General features: G+C 71.9%; 16 protein-coding genes and 1 tRNA gene. 11 read left to right on the top strand and 6 right to left on the bottom strand.

Annotated features, from left to right (window positions below):
* Positions 1 to 79: 79 nt before the first annotated feature.
* The 6 genes from rho to argS all read right to left on the bottom strand — a co-directional run bounded on the left by rho (position 80) and on the right by argS (position 9,242).
* Positions 80 to 2,251: a transcription termination factor Rho gene (rho, locus tag CI785_RS05055; protein ID WP_205753562.1), complete on the bottom strand. Its 2,172-nt coding sequence runs from the start codon at positions 2,249 to 2,251 to the stop codon at positions 80 to 82.
* Positions 2,252 to 2,619: 368 nt separating this feature from the next.
* A complete protein-coding gene (gene thrB / locus CI785_RS05060; RefSeq protein WP_240615007.1) occupies positions 2,620 to 3,609 on the bottom strand; it encodes a homoserine kinase in 990 nt (329 codons plus the stop codon).
* 1 nt (position 3,610) lies between these two features.
* A complete protein-coding gene (gene thrC / locus CI785_RS05065) occupies positions 3,611 to 4,714 on the bottom strand; it encodes a threonine synthase (protein WP_105030989.1) in 1,104 nt (367 codons plus the stop codon).
* Complete coding sequence (locus tag CI785_RS05070) at positions 4,715 to 6,046, bottom strand: homoserine dehydrogenase (RefSeq protein ID WP_105030990.1); 1,332 nt, start codon at positions 6,044 to 6,046, stop codon at positions 4,715 to 4,717.
* Positions 6,043 to 7,599: a diaminopimelate decarboxylase gene (lysA, locus tag CI785_RS05075; RefSeq protein WP_105030991.1), complete on the bottom strand. Its 1,557-nt coding sequence runs from the start codon at positions 7,597 to 7,599 to the stop codon at positions 6,043 to 6,045. The genes CI785_RS05070 and lysA overlap by 4 nt, the downstream gene beginning before the upstream one ends.
* 2 nt (positions 7,600 to 7,601) lie before the next feature.
* Complete coding sequence (argS, locus tag CI785_RS05080) at positions 7,602 to 9,242, bottom strand: arginine--tRNA ligase (protein WP_105030992.1); 1,641 nt, start codon at positions 9,240 to 9,242, stop codon at positions 7,602 to 7,604.
* A 232-nt stretch (positions 9,243 to 9,474) separates the two neighbouring features.
* On the opposite strand from argS, the gene CI785_RS05085 reads away from it, so the two are divergent.
* The 11 genes from CI785_RS05085 to hrpA all read left to right on the top strand — a co-directional run.
* Positions 9,475 to 10,035, top strand: a complete 561-nt coding sequence (locus tag CI785_RS05085) for a hypothetical protein (protein WP_240615008.1) — start codon at positions 9,475 to 9,477, stop codon at positions 10,033 to 10,035.
* An 11-nt stretch (positions 10,036 to 10,046) separates the two neighbouring features.
* On the top strand, positions 10,047 to 10,907 hold the full coding sequence (locus tag CI785_RS05090; protein ID WP_105030993.1) for an FAD:protein FMN transferase: 861 nt from the start codon (positions 10,047 to 10,049) through the stop codon (positions 10,905 to 10,907).
* The gene (locus CI785_RS05095) at positions 10,904 to 12,415 is read left to right on the top strand and encodes an FAD-dependent oxidoreductase (protein WP_105030994.1); all 1,512 of its coding nucleotides are present in this window, start codon (positions 10,904 to 10,906) and stop codon (positions 12,413 to 12,415) included. The genes CI785_RS05090 and CI785_RS05095 overlap by 4 nt, the downstream gene beginning before the upstream one ends.
* A gap of 91 nt (positions 12,416 to 12,506) precedes the next feature.
* Positions 12,507 to 12,579 (top strand) — tRNA-Arg (locus CI785_RS05100).
* A gap of 119 nt (positions 12,580 to 12,698) precedes the next feature.
* Positions 12,699 to 13,421, top strand: coding sequence for a DUF4129 domain-containing protein (locus CI785_RS05105; RefSeq protein WP_105030995.1), 723 nt, complete (start codon positions 12,699 to 12,701; stop codon positions 13,419 to 13,421).
* Entirely contained in the window at positions 13,418 to 13,921 is a 504-nt protein-coding gene (locus CI785_RS05110; RefSeq protein ID WP_105030996.1) for a hypothetical protein, read from the top strand. The genes CI785_RS05105 and CI785_RS05110 overlap by 4 nt, the downstream gene beginning before the upstream one ends.
* Positions 13,918 to 14,925, top strand: coding sequence for an AAA family ATPase (locus CI785_RS05115; protein WP_105030997.1), 1,008 nt, complete (start codon positions 13,918 to 13,920; stop codon positions 14,923 to 14,925). The genes CI785_RS05110 and CI785_RS05115 overlap by 4 nt, the downstream gene beginning before the upstream one ends.
* Positions 14,918 to 16,300 carry a DUF58 domain-containing protein gene (locus CI785_RS05120; RefSeq protein ID WP_105030998.1) on the top strand — a complete coding sequence of 461 codons (1,383 nt, stop codon included), beginning with the start codon at positions 14,918 to 14,920 and terminating at the stop codon, positions 16,298 to 16,300. Before CI785_RS05115 ends, CI785_RS05120 begins: the two co-directional genes overlap by 8 nt.
* Positions 16,297 to 16,821 carry a hypothetical protein gene (locus tag CI785_RS05125; RefSeq protein ID WP_105030999.1) on the top strand — a complete coding sequence of 175 codons (525 nt, stop codon included), beginning with the start codon at positions 16,297 to 16,299 and terminating at the stop codon, positions 16,819 to 16,821. The genes CI785_RS05120 and CI785_RS05125 overlap by 4 nt, the downstream gene beginning before the upstream one ends.
* 174 nt (positions 16,822 to 16,995) lie before the next feature.
* Positions 16,996 to 18,003, top strand: a complete 1,008-nt coding sequence (locus CI785_RS05130) for a helix-turn-helix transcriptional regulator (protein WP_105031027.1) — start codon at positions 16,996 to 16,998, stop codon at positions 18,001 to 18,003.
* Positions 18,004 to 18,049: 46 nt separating this feature from the next.
* On the top strand, positions 18,050 to 21,118 hold a 3,069-nt coding region (gene hrpA / locus CI785_RS05135; protein WP_105031000.1), incomplete at its 3' end, for an ATP-dependent RNA helicase HrpA.

The following is a 21,118-nucleotide window of genomic DNA, read 5'->3' on the forward strand; positions in this document are numbered from 1 at the left end:
GGAGCCGCCCGTTAACGGGGAAGCCGCCCGGCAGGAGCCGGCCACGAGGTGACCGGCTCCTGCCGAACGGCTGCCGTTGCTAGTCGGAGTCCTTGGAGCCCAGCGTGGTCTTCTGGACCTGCATCAGGAACTCGACGTTGGACTGCGTCTCCCGGATCTTGTTGGTAAGCAGCTCGAGTGCCTGCTGGGTCTCGAGACCCGACAGCACGCGGCGCAGCTTCCACATGATCTTGACCTCGTCGGGCGAGAGCAGGTTCTCCTCGCGGCGCGTACCGGACGCGTTGACGTCCACGGCCGGGAAGATGCGCTTGTCGGCGAGGCTGCGCGAGAGGCGGAGCTCCATGTTGCCGGTGCCCTTGAACTCCTCGAAGATGACCTCGTCCATCTTGGAACCGGTCTCGACGAGCGCGGTGGCGAGGATGGTGAGCGAGCCGCCGTTCTCGATGTTGCGTGCCGCACCGAAGAAGCGCTTCGGCGGGTACAGCGCGGCCGAGTCGACACCACCGGAGAGGATACGGCCCGAGGCCGGGGCGGCGAGGTTGTACGCACGGCCGAGGCGGGTCATGGAGTCGAGGAGTACGACGACGTCCATGCCCATCTCCACGAGGCGCTTGGCACGCTCGATGGACAGTTCGGCGACCGTGGTGTGGTCGTCGGCGGGACGGTCGAAGGTCGAGGCGATGACCTCGCCCTTCACGGTCCGCTGCATGTCGGTGACCTCCTCGGGACGCTCGTCCACCAGGACCATCATGAGGTGGACCTCAGGATTGTTGATCGTGATGGCGTTGGCGATCGCCTGCAGGATGAGCGTCTTGCCGGCCTTCGGCGGCGAGACGATCAGGCCGCGCTGGCCCTTGCCGATCGGCGCGACGAGGTCGATCACGCGCGGGCCGATCTTCTTCGGGTCCGTCTCGAGGCGCAGGCGGTCCGAGGGGTAGAGCGGGACGAGCTTCGCGAACTCGACGCGGTCCTTCAGGTCCTCGGCGGGCTTGCCGTTGACCGACGTGACGCGCACCAGGGCGTTGAACTTCTGGCGTGCGCTGGCCTGGGTCTCGCCGTCGCGGGGTGCGCGGATGGCACCGACCACGGCGTCGCCCTTGCGCAGGTTGTGCTTCTTGACCTGGGCGAGCGAGACGTAGACGTCGTTCGGGCCCGGCAGGTAGCCGGAGGTGCGCACGAAGGCGTAGTTCTCGAGCACGTCCAGGATGCCGGCGACCGGCAGCAGGACGTCGTCCTCGGTGACCTCGACGTCGTCGACGTCGGGCTGGTTGCGCCCGCGGCGGCGGTCGTTGCGGTCGTTCCGGTCGGGGCGGTCGTTGCGGTCGCGGAAGCGGCTGCTGCGGTCCTCGGGACCATTGCCACCGGCGCGGTTCGCGCGGTTGCGGCGGTTGCGCCCGCGGCCCTCGTCGTCGTTCGCGCCGTTGCCCCGGTTGTCGCTGCGCTCGCTGCCGTTCCGGCCGTTGTCGAACTGGGTGTCGCCGTTGGACCCGTTGTTGGAGCCGTTCGACCCGTTGTTGGAGCCGTTCGAGCCGTTGGACCCGTTGTTCGAGCTGTCGTCCCGGCCGTTGCGTGAGCGGGTGCGACGCTCGCCGCGGCCCTCGCCCTGCTGTCCGGACTGCGTGTCGGCCTCGCCCTGGCCGGCGTTCTGCACATCGGCCGAGGAGCCGTTCTGGCCCTCGTTCTGGCCCGACGGCGTGTCGGTGCGGTCATCGCCACGGCGGTTGCGGCGGTTCCGCTGGCCACGGCCACCGTTCTCACGGTCTCCGCGGTCCTGCTGCTCGCCGGCGGAGGTGTCCTCCGCAGCGTCACGGGCGGGAGCCTCGCCCTGCTCGTCGGCGACGGCGGCGTCCGGCGCGGGCGTGGAGACGACTCCGTCGCTGCCTGCGCGGCGGTTGCGGTTGCGGGTGCGGGGCTGACGTTCGGCCGGAGCGGACTGCTCGTCCTGGCTGTCGGCCGCCTCGGCAGGGGTGCCCGCGACGGCGGGGCGCTCTGCGTCGGTGCTGCGCTCGCTGCGCACGGTGGGGGTCTTCTGGCGGTCGGCGACGGCGGACCCGCGCTGGTGGTCGGAGATCGCGGACACGAGGTCGCTCTTGCGCATCCTCGATCCGCCGGTGATCCCGAGCTGACCGGCAAGAGCCTGCAGCTGGGCGAGCTTGAGGCCCGCGAGACCGCTGCTCTTGGAAGTCGTCGCGCCGGCGGTGTCGGCGTCTTGGGTGGCCACACCTGGTAACAGGTCAGTGGTTTCAGTCACGAAGGATCCTTCCCCCTCGTCGGGCGGCCACCTGATCGGTGGTCCGCGGTGGTTTGCCCCGTGCCGCATGTGAAGCAGGCGGGGTTCAGTCCGTCCGGAGGTGATCCGGCGCGGCCTGGGTGTGCTGGAAGCCTGAGGTCGTCGATCTGCGGGAGGTTGATCCGCACGCACAAAGATGATGTCGGAGGCTGCACCCGGGGATTGCTGGTGCGGGTGGGACCCGCAGTTTCGCGGCGGTCTAGAGAAGAGGACGGCGAATTCAACAGAAGCACGAGATGCCTGTTGGGAGACACGGTGTCAGCTGAACGACACGGTCCTTGCTGGAAGACACACTGGTGCCGATGGGCGCATGGTGCGCCCGGCGGTACCTACCCTTGGTGCACTCCTACTTTAGCACCTTCCCGCGCCACGGCGAGCCTGAGGACGCGCCAGTCCTGCGGCGTGTCGCCCTGTCCCAGGAGCTCCCGCACGGCGTCCTCCGCGGCGCTCGCGCCGGCCTCGCCGACGGCGAGGGTCAGCACGCTCGGGCCGGCGCCCGAGATGGTGCTGGCGAAACCGGCCGCCCGCAGTCCGCGCATGAGCGTCGCGCTCGGCAGCATGGCCTGCGCGCGGAAGTCCTGGTGGAGCGCATCCTGCGTGGCGGCGAACAGGAGGGACGGGTCCTGCCCCAGCGCGTGGACCAGGAGGGCAGCACGGCCGGCGTTGGCGGCGGCGCTACGGTGGGAGACCGACGGCGGCAGGAGCGCGCGGGCGCTGTCCGTGGACAGAGCGAGGTCGGGGACCGCGAGAACGGGGACGACGTCGGGGTGGACCTCGACGCGCGTGCTGCGATAGGCGTGACCGCTCTCCCACGAGATGGCGAGGGACCCGGCGAGGGCAGGCGCCACGTTGTCCGGGTGGCCCTCGATCGACGCCGCCCACTGCAGCAGGTGCGCGGCGTCGAGCCGCTCGCGCTCGGGCAGCAGGGCGTTCGCCGCGAGCACGCCGGCCACGATCGCCGCGGCGGAGGAGCCCATGCCGCGACCGTGCGGGATGACGTTGACGGTGTCGAGTTCGAGCCCGGACGCACGCCGTCCGGCGTGGTGCAGCGTGCTGATCAGCGACTTCGCCACGAGGTGCCGCTCGTCGGTCGGGAGTCCGGCCACACCCTCCCCCGTGGCCCGGACCACGGTGGTCCCCGACGTCGTCGTGCGCACCCTCACGGTGTCCTGCAGGGTCAGTGCGAGGCCGAGCGTGTCGAAGCCCGGCCCGAGGTTCGCGCTCGTGGCGGGTACCGTGACCAGGACGTCCTGCCCGGCCTCGACGGCGGGGAGGTCGAGCACGTCCGAGGTGGCCGGTGCTGCGTGCGGGCCGGCCACGTCAGTCCTCGAGTCCGAGCGCCGCCGCGACGCTCACGACGTCGAACTCGACCTTCGTGGGCTCCACGTCCGAGCCGTCCGCCATGCGCAGTGCCCACTGCGGGTCCTTCAGGCCGTGACCGGTGACGGTGATGACGATCGTCTTGCCGGCGGGCACGAGACCCTGCGCGTGCTTCTTGAGGAGACCCGCGACACCCGCGGCGGAGGCCGGTTCCACGAACACGCCCTCCCGCGAGGACAGCCAGCGGTGCGCGTCGAGGATTTCCTCGTCCGTCACGGCCTCGATGAGTCCGCCGGATTCGTCGCGCGCGGCGACGGCGAGGTCCCAGGAGGCGGGGTTGCCGATGCGGATGGCGGTCGCGATGGTGTCGGGCTCGGTGATCGGGTGGCCCTTGACGAGCGGCGAGGCGCCCTCGGCCTGGAAGCCCCACATGACGGGCGTGCGCGTGGCGACGGCGGGCAGCTCGCCGGAGTGCATCGAGGCGTAGGGCGCCGCGTACTCCCTGTAGCCCTTCCAGTACGCGCTGATGTTCCCGGCGTTGCCGACGGGCATGAGGTGGTAGTCGGGGGCGTCGCCCAGGGCGTCGACGACCTCGAAGGCCGCCGTCTTCTGGCCCTCGAGGCGCGCCGGGTTCACCGAGTTGACGAGGAACACGGGGTAGGCCTCGGCGAGCTTGCGGGCCACGTCGAGGCAGTTGTCGAAATTGCCGTTGACCTGCAGCAGCTGTGCGCCGTGCGCGATGGCCTGGCTCAGCTTGCCCATGGAGATCTTGCCGTCCGGCACCAGCACCGCGCAGGTGATGCCCGCCTGCGTCGCGTAGGCCGCGGCGGAGGCAGAGGTGTTGCCGGTGGACGCGCAGACCACGGCCTTGGCCCCGGCGGCGACGGCGGCGGTCATCGCCATGGTCATGCCCCGGTCCTTGAAGGATCCCGTGGGGTTCATTCCCTCGACCTTGAGGTGGACGGCGGATCCGGTCAGCTCGGACAGGTGCCGGGCGTACACGAGGGGCGTGCCACCCTCACCGAGGGTGATGACCTCGGTGGCCTCGGTGACGGGCAGTCGGTCGGCGTATTCGCGGATGACTCCGCGCCACTGGTGGGCCACTTAGATTCCCTCTACTCGGAGCACGGACGAGACGGCGGTGATGACGTCGAGTGCCGCGATGTGCTTGACGGTCGCGGCAAGGGCCGCCTCGGGTGCGCGGTGCGTGACGATCCGCAGCTCGGCGGTGGTGCCGCCGTCGGGCCCGCCCTGGTGGATGCGCTGGCGCATGGTCTCGATGGACACGCCGTTCTCGGCGAAGATCTGCGCGATGCGCGCGAGGACGCCGGGCTGGTCGGCGACCTCGAGGCCGATGCAGTAGCTCGTCCGGACGGTGTCGATGCTCAGCGGCGGCACGTGGCCCGTGGTGGTCTCGGTGCGGCCGGGACCACCGAGGACCATGCGGCGGGCAGCGCTGACGACGTCGCCCAGCACGGCGGACGCGGTCGGCGTGCCTCCCGCGCCCTGGCCGTAGAACATGAGTTCGCCGGCGTTCTCCGCCTCGATGAAGACGGCGTTGAACGCACCGCGGACGGCGGCCAGCGGGTGGGAGCGCGGCAGGAGCGTGGGGTGCACGCGGACGCCCACGCCTGCAGCACCCGCCTCGTCGGTGAGCATCTCCGCGATGGCCAGCAGCTTGATGACGTAGCCGTCCTCCGCGGCGGCCGCGATGTCGTCGGCGGTGACCGAGGTGATGCCCTCGCAGTGGACGTTGTCGAGCGCGAAGCGGGTATGGAAGGACAGCGAGGCGAGGATGGCGGCCTTCGCGGCGGCATCGTGCCCCTCGACGTCGGCCGTCGGGTCCGCCTCCGCGTAGCCGAGGTCCTGGGCGGCCTTCAGCGCATCGGCGAACGAGGCGCCCGTGGAGTCCATCTGGTCGAGGATGTAGTTGGTGGTGCCGTTGACGATCCCCAGCACGCGCGTGATGCGGTCACCGGAGAGGCTGTCGCGGATGGGACGGAGGATCGGGATGGCGCCCGCCACCGCTGCCTCGTAGGACAGCTGCACCCCGGCGGCGTCGGCCTGCTCGTAGAGCTCGGGGCCGTCCAGCGCGAAGAGCGCCTTGTTGCCGCTGACCACGGTGGCGCCGTGCCCGATCGCGCGGAGGATGAGCGACTTGGCCGGCTCGATCCCGCCCATGAGCTCGATCACGATGTCGGCGTCCTCCACGAGCGCCTCGGCGTCCGTGGTGAGAAGTCCCGCCGGGAGCTCCACCTCGCGCGGGGCGTCGAGGGTGCGGACGGCGACGCCGGTGAGTTCGAGCGGCGCGCCGGCGCGGCGGCCGAGGTTCTCGGCGTCCTCGAGGAGGATGCGGGCTACCTGCGAACCGACGTTGCCGCAGCCGAGCAGGGCTACGCGCAGCGCGCGTACGGGGGGTGTGGCTGGTGAGTTCATGCTGTCCGTGGGGCTCCTGGATCCGTGGCGGGCACTGCAGTTCCTGGCGAGGCGGGCTCGCGCTGGACGTCCCTGCGGAACAGGTCCTCCTCGGTCTCGCCGCGCACGATCAGCCGTGCGACGCCGTTCGCGACCGCCACGACGGGCGGACGCGTCAGGTAGTTGTAGTTGCTCGCGAGCACCCAGCAGTAGGCGCCGGTGCCCGGGACGGCGAGGAGGTCACCGGCTCCGGTGTCCTCGGGGAGGTAGACGTCCCTCACCACGATGTCACCGCTCTCGCAGTGTTTCCCAACCACGCGCGAGAGCACCGGGTCGGCATCGGGGGTGCGGGATGCCAGGACGGCCGAGTAATCCGCGCCGTAGAGCACCGGACGGGGGTTGTCGCTCATCCCGCCGTCCACCGACACATAACGCCGGGGGTGCGTAACGGAGGTGTCCTCGAGGACCTCGGAGCCGTCGGCCGCGGCGTCGACGCGTACCGTCTTGGTGGTCCCGGCGGTGTAGAGGGTGAACGTGGTGGGACCCACGATGGCTCGGCCGGGCTCGATCGAGATGCGGGGCACGGCCAGTCCCAGCTCCCGGCACGTCGACCCGACGACGGCGGCCATGGCACGGGCGATCTCCGCTGCGGGGCGCGGTTCGTCGGCCTCGGTGTAGGCGATGCCGTAGCCGCCGCCGAGATCGAGCTCGGGCAGTTCGACGCCGTGCCGGTCGCGGACGCCGGCGAGGAAGCCGAGCAGCCGCCGCGCGGCGAGCTCGAAGCCCTCCGGCTCGAAGATCTGCGACCCGATGTGGCAGTGCACGCCGAGCAGGTTGATGCCCGGATGTGCCAGCGCGTCCGCGACGGCGCGTGCGGCCGGCGACGAGGTGCCGTCGCTCTCGTCCTCGTCCTGGCCCGGCCCCTGGTCGGTGGTCAGCGACAGACCGAACTTCTGGTCCTCGTGGGCGGTCGCGATGAACTCGTGCGTGGAGGCGTGGACACCGGGCGTCAGGCGGAGCATGACGTTGGCGGTACGGCCGCTCTGTACGGCGAGATCACCGACGAGCGTGACCTCCTGGATGCTGTCCACGACGATCCGGCCGAGATCCGCGTCGATGGCCCGGACGATCTCCGCGGCGGACTTGTTGTTGCCGTGCAGTCCCAGTCTCGAGCCGGGCAGTCCGGCGCGCAGGGCGACGGCGAGCTCACCGCCCGAGCACGTGTCCAGCCCGAGGCCCTCCTCGCGCACCCAGTGCGCCACCTCGGTGCACAGGAAGGACTTGCCCGCGTAGAACACGTCCACTCCGCCGCACAGCTCGGCGAAGGCCTCGTCGAAGGCGTCACGGAACGTCGACGCGCGCGTGCGGAAGTCCCGCTCCGACACGACGAAGAGCGGCGTGCCGTACTCCTGCGCGAGGCTGTCCACGGAGACGCCGTCGATCCGCAGGACGCCGTCGGTCCCGCGCTCCACGTCCTCGGCCCACAGCTTCGCATCCAGGCGGGTCGGGTCGGCGGGGACGGACAGCCACTCCGGTGCCAGCGGCGATGCCCCTGCGGGGCGTGTCGTCGTCATGGCTACATCCGCTCCGGCGCGGACACGCCGAGGAGGTCCAGCCCGTTCGCCAGGACCTGCTGCGTGGCGTTGTTCAGCCACAGGCGCGAGCGGTGCACGTCCTCGACGGGTGCCTCACCGAGCGGTGCGACACGGCAGGCGTCGTACCAGCGGTGGTAGGTCCCCGCGACGACCTCCAGGTGGCGGGCCACGCGGTGCGGCTCGCGGAACGTGGCCGACTGCGCGACGACACCGGGGAACTGGCCGAGGGCGGCCAGCAGCTCCCCCTCCGTGGGATGGGCCAGCGACGCGGCGTCGAAGCCGCTGGTGTCCACGCCCGCCGAGACGGCGTTGCGGGCGACGGCGTGCGTCCTGGCATGCGCGTACTGCACGTAGAACACGGGGTTCTCGTTGGTGTTCTTCTTCAGCAGCTCCGGCTCGATCGACATCGCCGAATCCGCCGGGGAACGTCCCAGCGAGTAGCGCAGCGCGTCCGCGCCGAGCCAGTCCAGCAGGTCGCGCAGCTCGATGATGTTGCCGGCACGCTTCGAGAGCCGGGCGCCGTTCACGGACACCATCTGGCCGATGAGGATCTGGATGTTCCGGTCCATGTCGTCACCCGCGCACGCGGCGATGGCCTTGAGGCGGCCGATGTAGCCGTGGTGGTCGGCACCGAGCAGGTAGATCTTCTCGGGGAAGCCGCGGTCCTTCTTGGAGAGGTAGTAGGCGGCGTCGGATGCGAAGTACGTGGGTTCGCCGTTGGCCCTGATGAGGACGCGGTCCTTGTCGTCACCGAAGTCGGTGGTGCGCAGCCACACCGCTCCGTCGAGGTCGAAGACGTGGCCCTGGTCCCGCAGGCGGTCGACGGCCTGCTCCACGGCGCCGCCGTCGTGCAGGGCCGACTCTGAGAAGAACACGTCGAAGTGCACGCCGAAGTCGGCGAGCGTCTCCTTGATGTCGGCCATCTGCGCCTCGTAGGCGAGCGTCCGGACGATCGGGAGCGCGGCGTCGTCGTCGAGCTCCGCGACATCGGGGCGGGCGGCCAGCACCGTGCGGCCGAGGTCGGCGATGTACTCGCCGGGGTAGCCGCCCTCGGGCGTGGGGCGGCCCTTCAGGGTCGCGAGGACCGAGGCCGCGAAGTTGTCCATCTGCGTCCCGGCGTCGTTGATGTAGTACTCGGCCGTCACCTGCGCGCCGCTGGCCCGCAGGACGCGGGCGATGGAGTCGCCGAGGGCGGCCCACCGCGTGTGGGCCAGGTGCAGCGGGCCCGTCGGGTTGGCGGACACGAACTCCATGTTGATGGTGTGGCCGGCGAGCGCGTCGTTGGTGCCGTAGGCGGGGCCCGCCTCGACGATGGTGCGCGCCAGCTCACCGGCGGCGCCGGCGTCGAGCGTGATGTTCAGGAAGCCGGGACCTGCGATGTCGACGCTCTTGACGCCGTCGATGCCCGCCAGGCGGTCGCTGAGCAGCTGGGCGAACTCGCGCGGGTTCATGCCCGCCCTCTTGCCCAGCTGGAGGGCGATGTTCGTGGCCCAGTCGCCGTGCTCCCGGTTCTTCGGTCGCTCCACCCGCACCTCGGAGGGGAGGTCGATGTGCAGGTCGCCGGCCTCGACGGCGGCCTTCAGGCAGGCGGAGATAGCTGCAGAGAGTTCTTCGGGAGTCACCCGTCCAGCATAGCGGCGGGGACCTCCGCGCCCTGCTTTCCGTGACGCGGCTCAAGCCGGAGCCGGTCGACACCCGGGCACCCCGATAGGATTCCCGCGACAGTCCGACGCGCTGCAGGCAACGAATGAGGCAGTGGGACGTTGGACAGTGCAGGCATGTTGGTTCGAGCTTCAACCTTCCCTCGGTGCGGACCCCCTCCGCCCGGTCCCCGGCGACCTCCAGGAGCACCCAGTGACCCCTCGCACGACCGACCTCCCCGCGGCCGCCATCGGACGCGCACCGGGTGCCCTGCCCCGGCGCGTCCTGACAGCGCTCGCCGCCGTCTCGATCCTCGGCGCGGCCGGCTGCGCGGGCGCGGAGGCCGAGACCCCGACGGTCGAATCGCCGGCCGCCGAATCACCGACCGCCGAATCACCGGCCGCGGAGTCGCAGGCGGCATCGACCCCGGCGGAGACGCCGGCCGCCGCCGGGGCAGGCGACGCCGCGCCCGACCAGTCCTACGAGGACGGCACCTACACCGAGACCGGCACGTACCAGTCCCCCGCCGGCAGGGAGGAGGTCGGGGTGACACTCACGCTCGAGGCCGACGTCGTCACCGCCGTGGAGGTGGAGCCGATGCCGAGCAACCCGACCACCGAGACGTACCAGGGACGGTTCGCGGGCGGGATCTCGGACACCATCGTGGGCCGGAAGCTCGACGAGCTCTCCGTCGACAAGGTGGCCGGCTCCTCGCTGACCAGCGGTGGCTTCAACGAGGCGACGGACAAGATCAAGAGCGAAGCCCGGCTGTAGGCGGATCGCACGTGGCGGACTCCTTCGGCTTCGACGCGATCGGCACCCGCTGGCGCGTCGACACGAGCGCGCCCCTCGCACGGGGGGAACGGGACGGGCTCCTGCGCCTCGCCGAGGAGTACGACGCGCTGTACTCGCGCTTCCGCGAGGACTCGGGCATCACGGCGCTCGCGGTGTCGGGAGGGTTCCTCGCGCTGCCCGGACACGGAGCGGCGCTCGGCCGGCTCCTGCGGACCCTCCACGACCTCACCGGCGGTGGGGTCTCACCACTGGTCGGCGAGCGCCTCGCTGCGCAGGGGTACGACGCCGAGTACTCCTTCGTCCCCACGCAGGAGCCCGCACCCGCCCGCGCGTGGGACGGGCTCCTGGAGTGGACGGCCGACGGCGTCACCCTGGCCAGGCCGGCCCTCCTCGACGTGGGGGCCGCGGGCAAGGGCCAGCTCGTCGACCTCATGCTGGCCCATCTCGTGGCCGGGGGCCACGAGGACGCGATCGTGGACGCCAGCGGGGACATGCGGCGCACGGGGGCAGGCTCCATCACCGTGGCGCTCGAGCACCCCTACGATCCGACGTCGGCCATCGGAACCGTGCGCCTGGGGAGCGGGGCGTTGTGTGCGTCCGCGTCCAACCGCCGCGTCTGGGGCGACGGACTGCACCACGTCCTCGACGGGCGGACGGGGCGCTGCGTCGACACCGTCGTCGCGACGTGGGTCCTCGCCCGTGACGCCATGACGGCCGACGGCCTGTGCACGGCCCTGTTCGTCGCGGACCCCGCGGACCTCGCGCCGGTCTTCGACTTCGACTACGTCCTGATGTACTCGGACGGACGCGCCCGCACTTCCGCCGCACTCCCAGGAGCCCTGTTCCCATGATTCCAGCACTCGACGGCCTGCTGGGCCGTATGACCATGTACCGGCTGACGCTCGCCCTGCTGCTGGTGCTGGGCGCCGAGGCCTTCGTCCTGTCGCTGGCCGGACTCCTCGCCTACACACCGGCCGAGCTCGGCGGCACGCTCGCCGCCGCCGTCGGAGGGACGATCATCGGGACGCGCCTGATGGCCCTGATCCTGCGGCTGCGGCCGCACGGCGAGTCCTCGCTCATCACGGGCCTGATCCTGTTCCTCATCCTGTTCCCGTCGAGCACCGCCGCAGGACTGGGCGGGATCCTCGTCGCCGGCGTGGCCGCCGGCGCCTCGAAGTTCCTCCTGGCCGTCCGGGGACGCCACATCGTCAACCCCGCCGCGGCGGGCGCCGTCGTCGCCACCCTGCTCGGCGTCGGCGCGGCCGCCTGGTGGGTCGCCAACCCGTACATGCTGCCCGTCGTCGCCGTGGGGGCCGCCCTGCTCCTGTACCGGACGCGGAAGCTGTCGATGGCCGCGGTGTTCCTCGTCGTGGCCCTCGGCATCCTGCTGGTCGGCCTGGTGCAGGGCGGCATGACCGTCGTCGCCGGGCTGCAGCTCGTGCTGGCCTCCTACCCCGTCCTGTTCCTGCTCGGCTTCATGATGACCGAGCCGCTCACCCTCCCCCCGCTACGGTGGCAGCAGTGGCTCTTCGCCGCCATCGTGGCCGGGGTGTTCGCGCTCCAGCTGTCGGTGGGTCCGGTGTTCCTCGGCCCCGAGTTCGCGCTGGTCATCGGCAACACCGTGGCCTTCCTGATGGGCCAGCGGCGGGGCGTGCGGCTGGCGTTCACGGGCTCTCGGCAGCTCACGCCCACCAGCACCGAGCTCGTCTTCGCGCCGGCCAGGCCCGTGCGGTTCCGCGCCGGCCAGTACATGGAGCTGAGCATGCCGCACCGCGGTGCTGACAGCCGCGGCAGCCGCAGGGTCTTCAGCATCACCTCCGCGCCCCAGCAGCATGACGCCGTCACCTTCGGGCTGCGCACCACGGAGGCGGGGAGCTCCTTCAAGAAGGCCCTGCTCGACCTGCCGAAGGACGCCCGCGTCACGGGCACGGTGGTCGGGGGTGATTTCTGCCTGCCGCGCGACCCGTCCGTCCCCCTGCTGCTCGCCGCCGGCGGCATCGGCGTGACACCGTTCATCAGCCAGCTGCGGGATCTCGCCGCGCGGGGCGAGGAGCGCGACGTCGTCCTCGTCTACGTGGTCAGGGGCGCGCAGGAGATCGCGTTCCGCGACGAGCTGTCCGACCTGGGGACGCGCGTGGTGCTCTTCCTGCCCGCGGGAGCCGATGTGCCCCCACTGCCCGAGGGGTGGGTGCACGCGGGGTTGGAACCGACGGCGGAGGACCTCCTCGCCGCGGTGCCGGATCTTCCCGAGCGGACCGTGCTCGTCTCGGGATCGCCGCGGTTCATCGGGGACTTCCGCTCCACGGTGCGCTCGGCCGGGGTGTCGCGGGTGCGGACGGACGCCTTCCTCGGCTACTGACGCCCCGGATCGGGGGCCCGGCGTTTCACCCACCCGACCGGCACCTGCTAAGCTCGACGAGTCCCTAACGGGCACGGTCATCCCCGTGTTCGCCTTCGTAGCTCAGGGGATAGAGCGTCTGCCTCCGGAGCAGAAGGTCGTAGGTTCGAATCCTATCGAGGGCACCCGAGACTCACGCAGAGTCCACCGCCGTCGGCCACCAGGCCGGCGGCGGTTCTGCTTTTGGTAGGCTCCACAGGACGCGGCCCCGCGGGCCGCACTGGCACCGACCGGCGGGGGAAGCGTGGGGACGAAGGGCAGGTTCCGCCTCGGCGCCCCCGCCTCCCTCCTGACCGTGCTCATGCTCGTCCTCGCGGTGCTCGCCGCAGGCTTCATGGGTGATTTCTCGGCGGACCCCGTGGTGGATCCGTCCTCCGCCGTCGGGCAGGAGCGCACGCCCGCCCCGACGGCCCCGGCCACCTCCGAACCACTGCCCGACGGCGAGCGCCTCGAGATCGGCGGGGACTGGGCAGTGGCGGCCCTGCTTCTCCTGGTGACCGCAGGGCTCGCGCTCCTGGTGAGGTTCCTGCTCCGGCTCCGCACCCGACGGACGGTCGAGGAGGGCCCGCTCGAACGCACGGACCTGCAGCGGCAGGACCTCCCCGCACTCGCCTCCGACGCCCTCCCCGCCTGGACGGCGGACTCGCACGCACTCCTGGCGGAGGGGACGGACACCTCCGACGCCGTCATCCGGTGCTGGCTCGCCTTCGAGCAGCTCTGCACCGCGGCGGGCACAGGGCGGACACCGGCACAGACGACGACGGACTTCGCGACCGCCGCTGCCGCCGCCCTCGGTCTGCCCGTCCGGCCGCTGGCGACCCTCACGCGCCTGTACCAGCGGGCCCGCTTCGGCCGGGCCGGCACCCCGCTGCCGCTCGACGACGGCGACCGGGACCTCGCGACCGCCGCCATCGAGGAGCTCGCGGCGGCCCTCCGCGCCCGTCGCACGGCCGCGGGCGCGGGATGAAGCGCTCGGCGTGGGCCATCACGGCGGTCCTGGTGGGACTCGCCGTCGCCGCAGGATGGTTCTTCGGCCTCGACAGCCGCCACGCCGTCGCGCTCGTCGGGGCGGCGCTCGCCGCCGGCGTGGCGAACGGGCTCCTCGAGGCCGTGGACGTCCGGCGGGTCGCCCTCCCCCCGCTCCCCGATCCCGTCCTGGGCCTCGCCGACCTGCAGGCCCTCGAGTTCTCGCTGGCATCGACCGACCCCGGCGCCCGCGCCGTCCTCGAGGTGCATGCCCTCGCCGAGATGGTCGCAGCGGCACGTCCGCACGCTCCACGGAGCGATGCCCTCGTCGCCTTCACCGCGCGGTCCCGACCCCTCGCGCCGACCTCCCGCGAGCTCCGCTCCCTCGTCGACGAACTCGAACGGCTCGTCCGACCGGCGCCCGCCGTGGGCTCCTCCGCGGCACGGCCCGCAATGGACCCCTCCGCAGCACCGACCGCACACCACCAGGAGATCCCATGACCGCCGCCGACGTCGACGGGCCTTCAGCCCCATCCTTCCCGGACCTCGGCCCCGAGGACGCGGCCCGCGTGGGCCGGGAGATCCTCGCCCGCACGGGCACCGTCGTCGTCGGCGCAGAACAGGCCCTGCGCCTGGCGCTCGCGGCCGTCCTCGCCGGCGGCCACGTGCTCTTCGAGGACCTCCCGGGGCTCGGGAAGACCCTCGCGGCCAAGACCCTCGCGCAGGCGCTCGGCCTCGACTTCCGCCGCCTGCAGTTCACGCCGGACCTCCTGCCCTCGGATGTCACGGGGTCCTCCATCTTCGATCCGGCGACGCGGACGTTCGAGTTCAAGCCGGGGCCGATCTTCGCGGGGCTGTTCCTCGCCGACGAGATCAACAGGACCTCCCCGAAGACGCAGTCAGCGCTGCTGGAGGCGATGGCGGAGACGCAGGTGTCGGCGGAGGGCGCCACCCTGCCGCTGCAGCGTCCCTTCCACGTGTTCGCGACGTCGAACCCGATCGAGTTCGAGGGCACGTATCCCCTGCCGGAGGCTCAGCTGGACCGCTTCCTGGTCCGCCTGCGGTTCGGGTATCCCGGCCCGGGCGGCGAGCAGGACATCATCGCGCGGCGCCTCGGCCGGCGGCGGGACGAGACCCGGGTGGAGAGCGTCACCACGGCGCAGGGCCTGCTGCGCTTGCAGGCCGCGGTGGAGTCCGTGGGCGTCGACGACGACGTCATCGACTACGCGGTGCGGCTCACCGCCGCCACCCGCAGCCATCCCGCCGTCGAGGTCGGCGCCTCACCGCGCGGGTCCCAGGCGCTGGTCCTCCTCGGCCGGGCCCTCGCGGTCCTCGACGGCCGCACCTTCGTCCTCCCCGAGGACGTGAAGGAGGGCGCGGTGGCGGTCCTCGCCCACCGGCTCACCCTGACGCCGTCGTCGTGGGCGCAGGGGGTGGCCCCGGAGAGGGTAGTGCGGGACGTGCTGGCCGAGGTGCCCACGCCGTCGACCGTGCCCCGTGGCTAGGGCCGGGACCGGCCGGTCCCCCGTCGAGGCCCTGGCGCTCATCCTGGTGCTCGTGTGCATCGTCGCGGGACTCGTCGCCGGTCGGCCCGACGCCGTCGCCCTTGCAGCACCGTTCGCCCTGCTCGCGCTCGCCGGCCGTGCCGCGCCCGGAGGCGGGGAGGAGCCTCCCGTGCGGATCTCCACCGATCCACGGACGCAGGGCTCCCGCCTCCGCCTGCTGCTCGCACCGTCGGCAGCCGGCGGCGGGCCGTCGGGCGGCCTCGTCGCCACCACCCTGGCCGCTCCCGGGTGTCCGCCGGACGCCCTCGTCCTGAGGTCCGACGAGGAGTGTCCGCTGCTGGTGCGTGCACCGCTCTCGGGTGAGGCGGACGTCCTGTCCTACGGGGCCGCGGGCTTCACCGCGGACCTCGCGGTGTCCTCGCCCTTCGCGCCCGCCCCGCCCGTCCGCGTCAGCATCCTCCCGCCGATCGGCGAGCCCCTTGCGCGTCCCGTCTCGCGACGGCTCGTGGGCCTCGCCGGCACCCATGCATCCAGGCGCGCGGGCGACGGCGGGGAGCTGCGATCGATCGCGCCGCTGCAGCCCGGCGACGCCCTGCGGCGTATCGACTGGCGTGCCACCGCGCGCCGCTCGGCGGACCAGGACAGGCTCATGGTGCGACGCTCCTTCGCCGACGCGGAGGCGTCCGTCCTCCTCGTGGTCGACCAGGCGCACGACCTGCCGTCGTCGACCGCCGACTGGTTCACCGCCGGACCGCGCCTCTCCGCCGGATCCCTCCATACGGCACGGGCGGCGGCGACGACGGTGGCGGCGTCGTTCGTCGCGGGCGGTGACCGGGTGGGTCTCGACGACCTGTCGGGCACGCGGCGGGCGCTGCGCTCGGCCGGTGGAGCCCGGCACCTCGAGCAGATCCGCGTGCGGCTGGCAGTGACGTCCGTGGTCCCGCGACGACGACGAGGCCGGGATCCCGTGCCGCCGCAGGGCTCCGTGGTCGTGGTGTTCTCGGCGTTCCTCGATGCCGAGCCTGCGCGCCTGCTCCGCCTCTGGCACGCTCAGGGCCATCTCGTCGCCGGCGTCGACTGCGTGCCGCCGCTTGTCCACGACGCGACGACGACGGCTCAGACCCAGGCCGTGCCGCTCACGCAGCTCCGGCGTCACCTGCTCCTCGAGGACCTGGGGAAGGAGGGCATCCCGGTCTTCTCCGGTGCTTCGGCGGTCGTGGGCGTTGCGGCGGACGCCCACCTCCCGGACAGGGGCGGACCGGACCTCGAGACCGGCCTCCGCCTGATGGCCAGGCAGTCGAGTCGACACGGCGGCGGCGCTGCGCAGGGCGCTGCCCGAAGACCCGGACGCGCGGACGATGGAAGGACCCCATGAGGCTGTTCCCCGCGGCGCGAGGAGCAGGGGTCGCCGCCGTGCCCGACCGCGGCGGTCTCGTCCCGTTGACCGTGGTGCGGGCGGCGACGGCGCTCACCGCGGTCCTGCTCGGCATCGTGGTGTGGAACGGGTCCGTGTGGGTCGTCGTCCCTGTCGCGGTGGCGGCGATCGCCGCTGTACTCCCGTCGATCGGCCTGATCTTCGTCTCCCTGCTGCTCCTGGTGGTGGCGTACGCGGTGAACATGCCTGCCGGGTCGCCGTGGCTCCTGGTCTTCGTGGCCGGGCTCCATGCCGTGTTCGTGCTGTACGTCCTGCTCCTGCATCTTCCGCTGCGGGGGTGGGTCAGCGTGGCCGCGGTGCGCGAACTCGTGCGGTCCTTCCTTCGCGTCCAGGCCATGGCGCAACCGATCGCACTGCTCGCGCTCTGGGTGGGCGACGCCGGGCAAAGCCTTCCGGTGGTCGCGGTGGGCGTCGCGGCGTTCTGCTGGTGGACGCTCCGGCTGGCGGTGAGGCGCCCGTAGTGCGGTGTCCGTCCCGACGGATCAGGCATCGGGGAGTTCGGCCCGCCGGGAGCAGCGCGGCCCCGAGGTCACGTGGTGTGGCGGTCACGACAACCGACGGTCGGTACGGCGATTCCCTCGAGCAGCAGTGATTCAGGACAGTTCCTGTCCGCCGGTCGTCGTACCGTGGGGGGCATGATCGAGACCTCGGCACGGTTGCTGCAGCTCCTCTCGCTCCTCCAGCTGAGGCGGGAGTGGACCGGCCCGGCCCTCGCGCAGCGCATGGACGTCACGGAGCGCACCGTCCGCCGGGACATCGGCAAGCTCCGCACCCTCGGCTACCCGATCAACGCGTCCCCCGGCGTCGCGGGCGGCTACCAGCTCGGCGCCGGCGCGCAGCTCCCGCCGCTCCTGCTCGACGACGACGAGGCGCTCGCCGTCGCCATCGGCCTCACCGCCGTCACGGCCAGTCCCGTCTCCGGCGTCGGGGAGGCCTCCGTCCGTGCCCTCACCAAACTGGAGCAGGTGCTGCCGCCCCGCCTGCGTCCCCGCTTCTCGGGACTGCGCTCCGCCGTCACCCGCATGGCGGCCGCGAGCACGCCCGTCAATCCGGAGGTGCTCACCGCGTTCTCGGCGGCCATCACGGAGCGGCGGTGCGTCGCCTTCCGCTACGACCGGCACGACGGCGAGTCCTCACGACGCATCGTGGAGCCCTACCGCCTCGTGGACACCGGGAGGCGCTGGTACCTCGTGGCCTTCGACCGCTCGCGCGAGGACTGGCGGACCTTCCGCGTCGACCGCTGCCAGAGCGTCCCGGTGGCCCGCGACCGCTTCCTGCCCAGACCGCTGCCTGCGGCCGATCTCGCCGCCTACGTGCAGGAATCCATCACGCGCTCGCCCTACTCCTACGACGCCGTCATCCGGTTCCACGCACCGCTGCACGAGCTGGAGTCACGTGTCCCCTCCAGCACGGGCACCCTCGAGGCCGACGGCGAGCACGCGACACTGCTCCGGGCCGGCTTCGATTCGCTCGACTTCCCCCTCGCGTACCTGGCGAGCTGGGACGTCGACTTCGAGGTCCTCGAGCCGGCCGAGATGCGCGAGCGTGCCGTCGTCGTCGCCGACCGCCTCCGCCGGTCGGCGGGTACTCCCGCCGCCGCACACACGGGCGCCGCCGTCGACCAGGAGCCCAGCCCTCGGTGAACGCCCGCCTGCGGTCCGGCGCGAGCAACTAGACTTGCAGGCAACCATGACACTGACTATCTCCTACCCCGCGGACCTCCCTGTCTCGGAGCGCCGGGCAGACATCATGGCCGCGATCGCGGCCAACCAGGTCACCATCATCGCCGGTGAGACCGGGTCCGGGAAGACGACGCAGATCCCCAAGATGTGCCTCGAACTCGGGCTCGCCGAGCGCGGGCTGATCGGCCATACCCAGCCGCGGCGCCTCGCCGCGCGCACGGTCGCCGAGCGCATCGCCGAGGAGCTGCAGGTGCCGCTCGGCGAGGAGGTGGGCTATCAGGTCCGCTTCACCGGGTCGGTGGGCCGCAGGACGAAGATCAAGCTCATGACGGACGGCATCCTGCTCGCCGAGATCCAGCACGACCGGATGCTGCGCAAGTACAGCACCATCATCATCGACGAGGCGCACGAGCGCAGCCTCAACATCGACTTCATCCTCGGCTACCTCCGGCGGATCCTGCCCGAACGGCCGGACCTGAAGGTCATCATCACCTCGGCCACGATCGACCCCGAGCGCTTCGCCGCCCACTTCGCCGCCGACGCCGCCGTGGAGGACACCTCCCCCGCGCCGATCATCGAGGTCTCCGGGCGCACCTACCCCGTGGAGATCCGGTACCGGCCGCTCGACCAGCCACCGGGCGGGCTCGACGACGGCGACGGCGGGGCCGACAGCGAGCTCGAGGAGGAACGGGACCCGCTGGACGCCGTGTGCGACGCGGTGGACGAACTCTCCCTCGAGGCGCCCGGTGACATCCTCGTGTTCTTCTCCGGCGAGCGCGAGATCCGCGACGCCGCCGACGCCCTGCGCGCCCGGATCCAGTCGACTCAGCGCCTGCGCGGCACGGAGGTCCTGCCCCTGTTCGCGCGACTGTCGCTCGAGGAGCAGCACCGCGTCTTCCGTCCCACGGGCAGCCACCGCCGGATCGTGCTGGCCACGAACGTCGCCGAGACATCGCTCACCGTGCCCGGCATCAAGTACGTGATCGACACCGGGACGGCGCGCATCTCGCGCTACTCCCACCGCACCAAGGTGCAGCGCCTGCCGATCGAGCGCGTGTCCCAGGCGTCCGCGAACCAGCGCTCGGGCCGCAGCGGCCGTGTCTCCGACGGCATCGCCATCCGCCTCTACTCGGAGGAGGACTTCGAGTCGCGCCGGCCCTTCACCGAGCCGGAGATCCTGCGTACGAGCCTCGCGGCGGTCATCCTGCAGATGGCCGCCATGGGCGTCACGCGCAGCCCGAAGGACATCGCCGAGTTCCCGTTCGTCGAGCCGCCCGAGACCAAGGCGATCAACGACGGCGTCGCCCTGCTGCGCGAGCTCGGGGCGCTGAAGGACGACGGCGGCCTCTCCGCCGTCGGACGCAAACTGGCGCAGCTGCCCGTGGACCCCCGGCTCGGGCGCATGATCGTCGAGGCCGGCTCGCGCGGTGCCGTAAAGGAGGTCATGGTCCTCGCCGCGGCGCTTACCATCCAGGACCCGCGCGAGCGGCCCTCGGCCGACCAGCCGGCGAAGCAGCAGCAGGCAGCCGAGAAGCACAAGCGCTTCGTCGACGAGAACTCGGACTTCACCGCCTATCTCAACCTGTGGCGCTATCTGCAGGAGAAGCAGGACGAGCTCTCCTCGACGCAGTTCCGGAAGCTGTGCAAGGCCGAGTTCATCAACTACCTCCGCGTCCGCGAATGGCAGGACCTCTTCCAGCAGCTACGCCAGCTCGCCAAGCCGCTCGGCATCACCCTGCCCGCCGGTCCCGTGGACCCCGTGGGCCTGCACGAGCAGATCCACGTGAGCCTGCTCTCGGGCCTGCTCAGCAACATCGGCCTGTACGACCAGCGCAAGCGCGAGTACGCCGGAGCCCGCGGGACGCGCTTCGCCGTCTTTCCCGGGTCCGCGCTGTTCAAGAAGTCGCCCGACTGGGTCATGGCCGCCGAACTCGTGGAGACCTCACGGCTCTGGGCCCGCGTCGTCGCGCGTATCGATCCCCTGTGGGCCGAGCAGGTGGCACCGCACCTCGTGAAGCGCACCTACAGCGAGCCGCACTGGTCCCGGAAGATGGGCTCGGTCATGGCGTACGAGAAGGTCACGCTGTACGGCGTGCCGATCGTGCCCCAGCGCCGTATCAACTACGGCAGGATCGACCGCGAGGTGGCCCGCGAGCTGTTCATCCGGCACGCCCTCGTGGAGGGCGACTGGAAGACCCACCACACCTTCTTCAGCCGCAACCAGGCCCGCCTCGCCGAGGTGGACGAGCTCGAGAACCGCCTGCGCCGTCGGGACCTCCGGGTCGACGACGAGACGCTCTTCGAGTTCTACGACCAGCGCATCGGCGCCGACGTCGTCTCCGAGCGGCACTTCGACTCCTGGTGGAAACAGGCCCGCCAGGACCACCCGGACCTGCTCGACTTCGACCCCGAGAAGCTCCTCAGCGAGGACGCGGCCGAGCTCGACGAGTCCGCCTTCCCGAACGTGTGGCACCAGGCGGGCTTCGAGCTGCCGCTGGCGTACGAGTTCTCACCCCTGACACCGGGCGCGCACGACGGCGTCACGGTCACCATCCCGGTCCTGTTCCTCAACCAGCTGGACGCGAAACCGTTCCGCTGGCAGATCCCCGGCCAGCGTGTGGAACTCGTGACGGCCCTCATCAAGTCCCTGCCGAAGCAGGTCCGGAAGAACTTCGTGCCTGCGCCCGACGTCGCACGGACCGTGGTGGCCGCCCTCGCATCGGACTTCGACCCTGCCCAGGACGACCTGGAGACGGCCCTCGAACTCGCGTTGCGCCGCCTGCGCGGACACATCATCCCGCCCGGATCGTGGAACTGGTCGGCCGTACCGCAGCACCTGCTGATCATGTTCCGGATCGTCGACGCCGGCGGACGCGTGCTGGACGAGTCCCGCGACCTCGAGGCGCTCAAGGAGCAGCTCGCCCCCGCGGTCAGCCGCGCCATCGCGCAGTCCCTCGGGGCGACGCCGGGCAGCACGCGGCCCGCGGCCGGCCCCGGCCGGGGTGGTCGCGGAGGCCGCACGGGTCCCGCCGGGCGGGATGACGGACGGCCGGCGTCCACGCGCGGCGGACGCGGT

Origin of the sequence: Arthrobacter ruber, assembly GCF_002954225.1 — a bacterium.
Classification (GTDB): domain Bacteria; phylum Actinomycetota; class Actinomycetes; order Actinomycetales; family Micrococcaceae; genus Arthrobacter_D; species Arthrobacter_D ruber.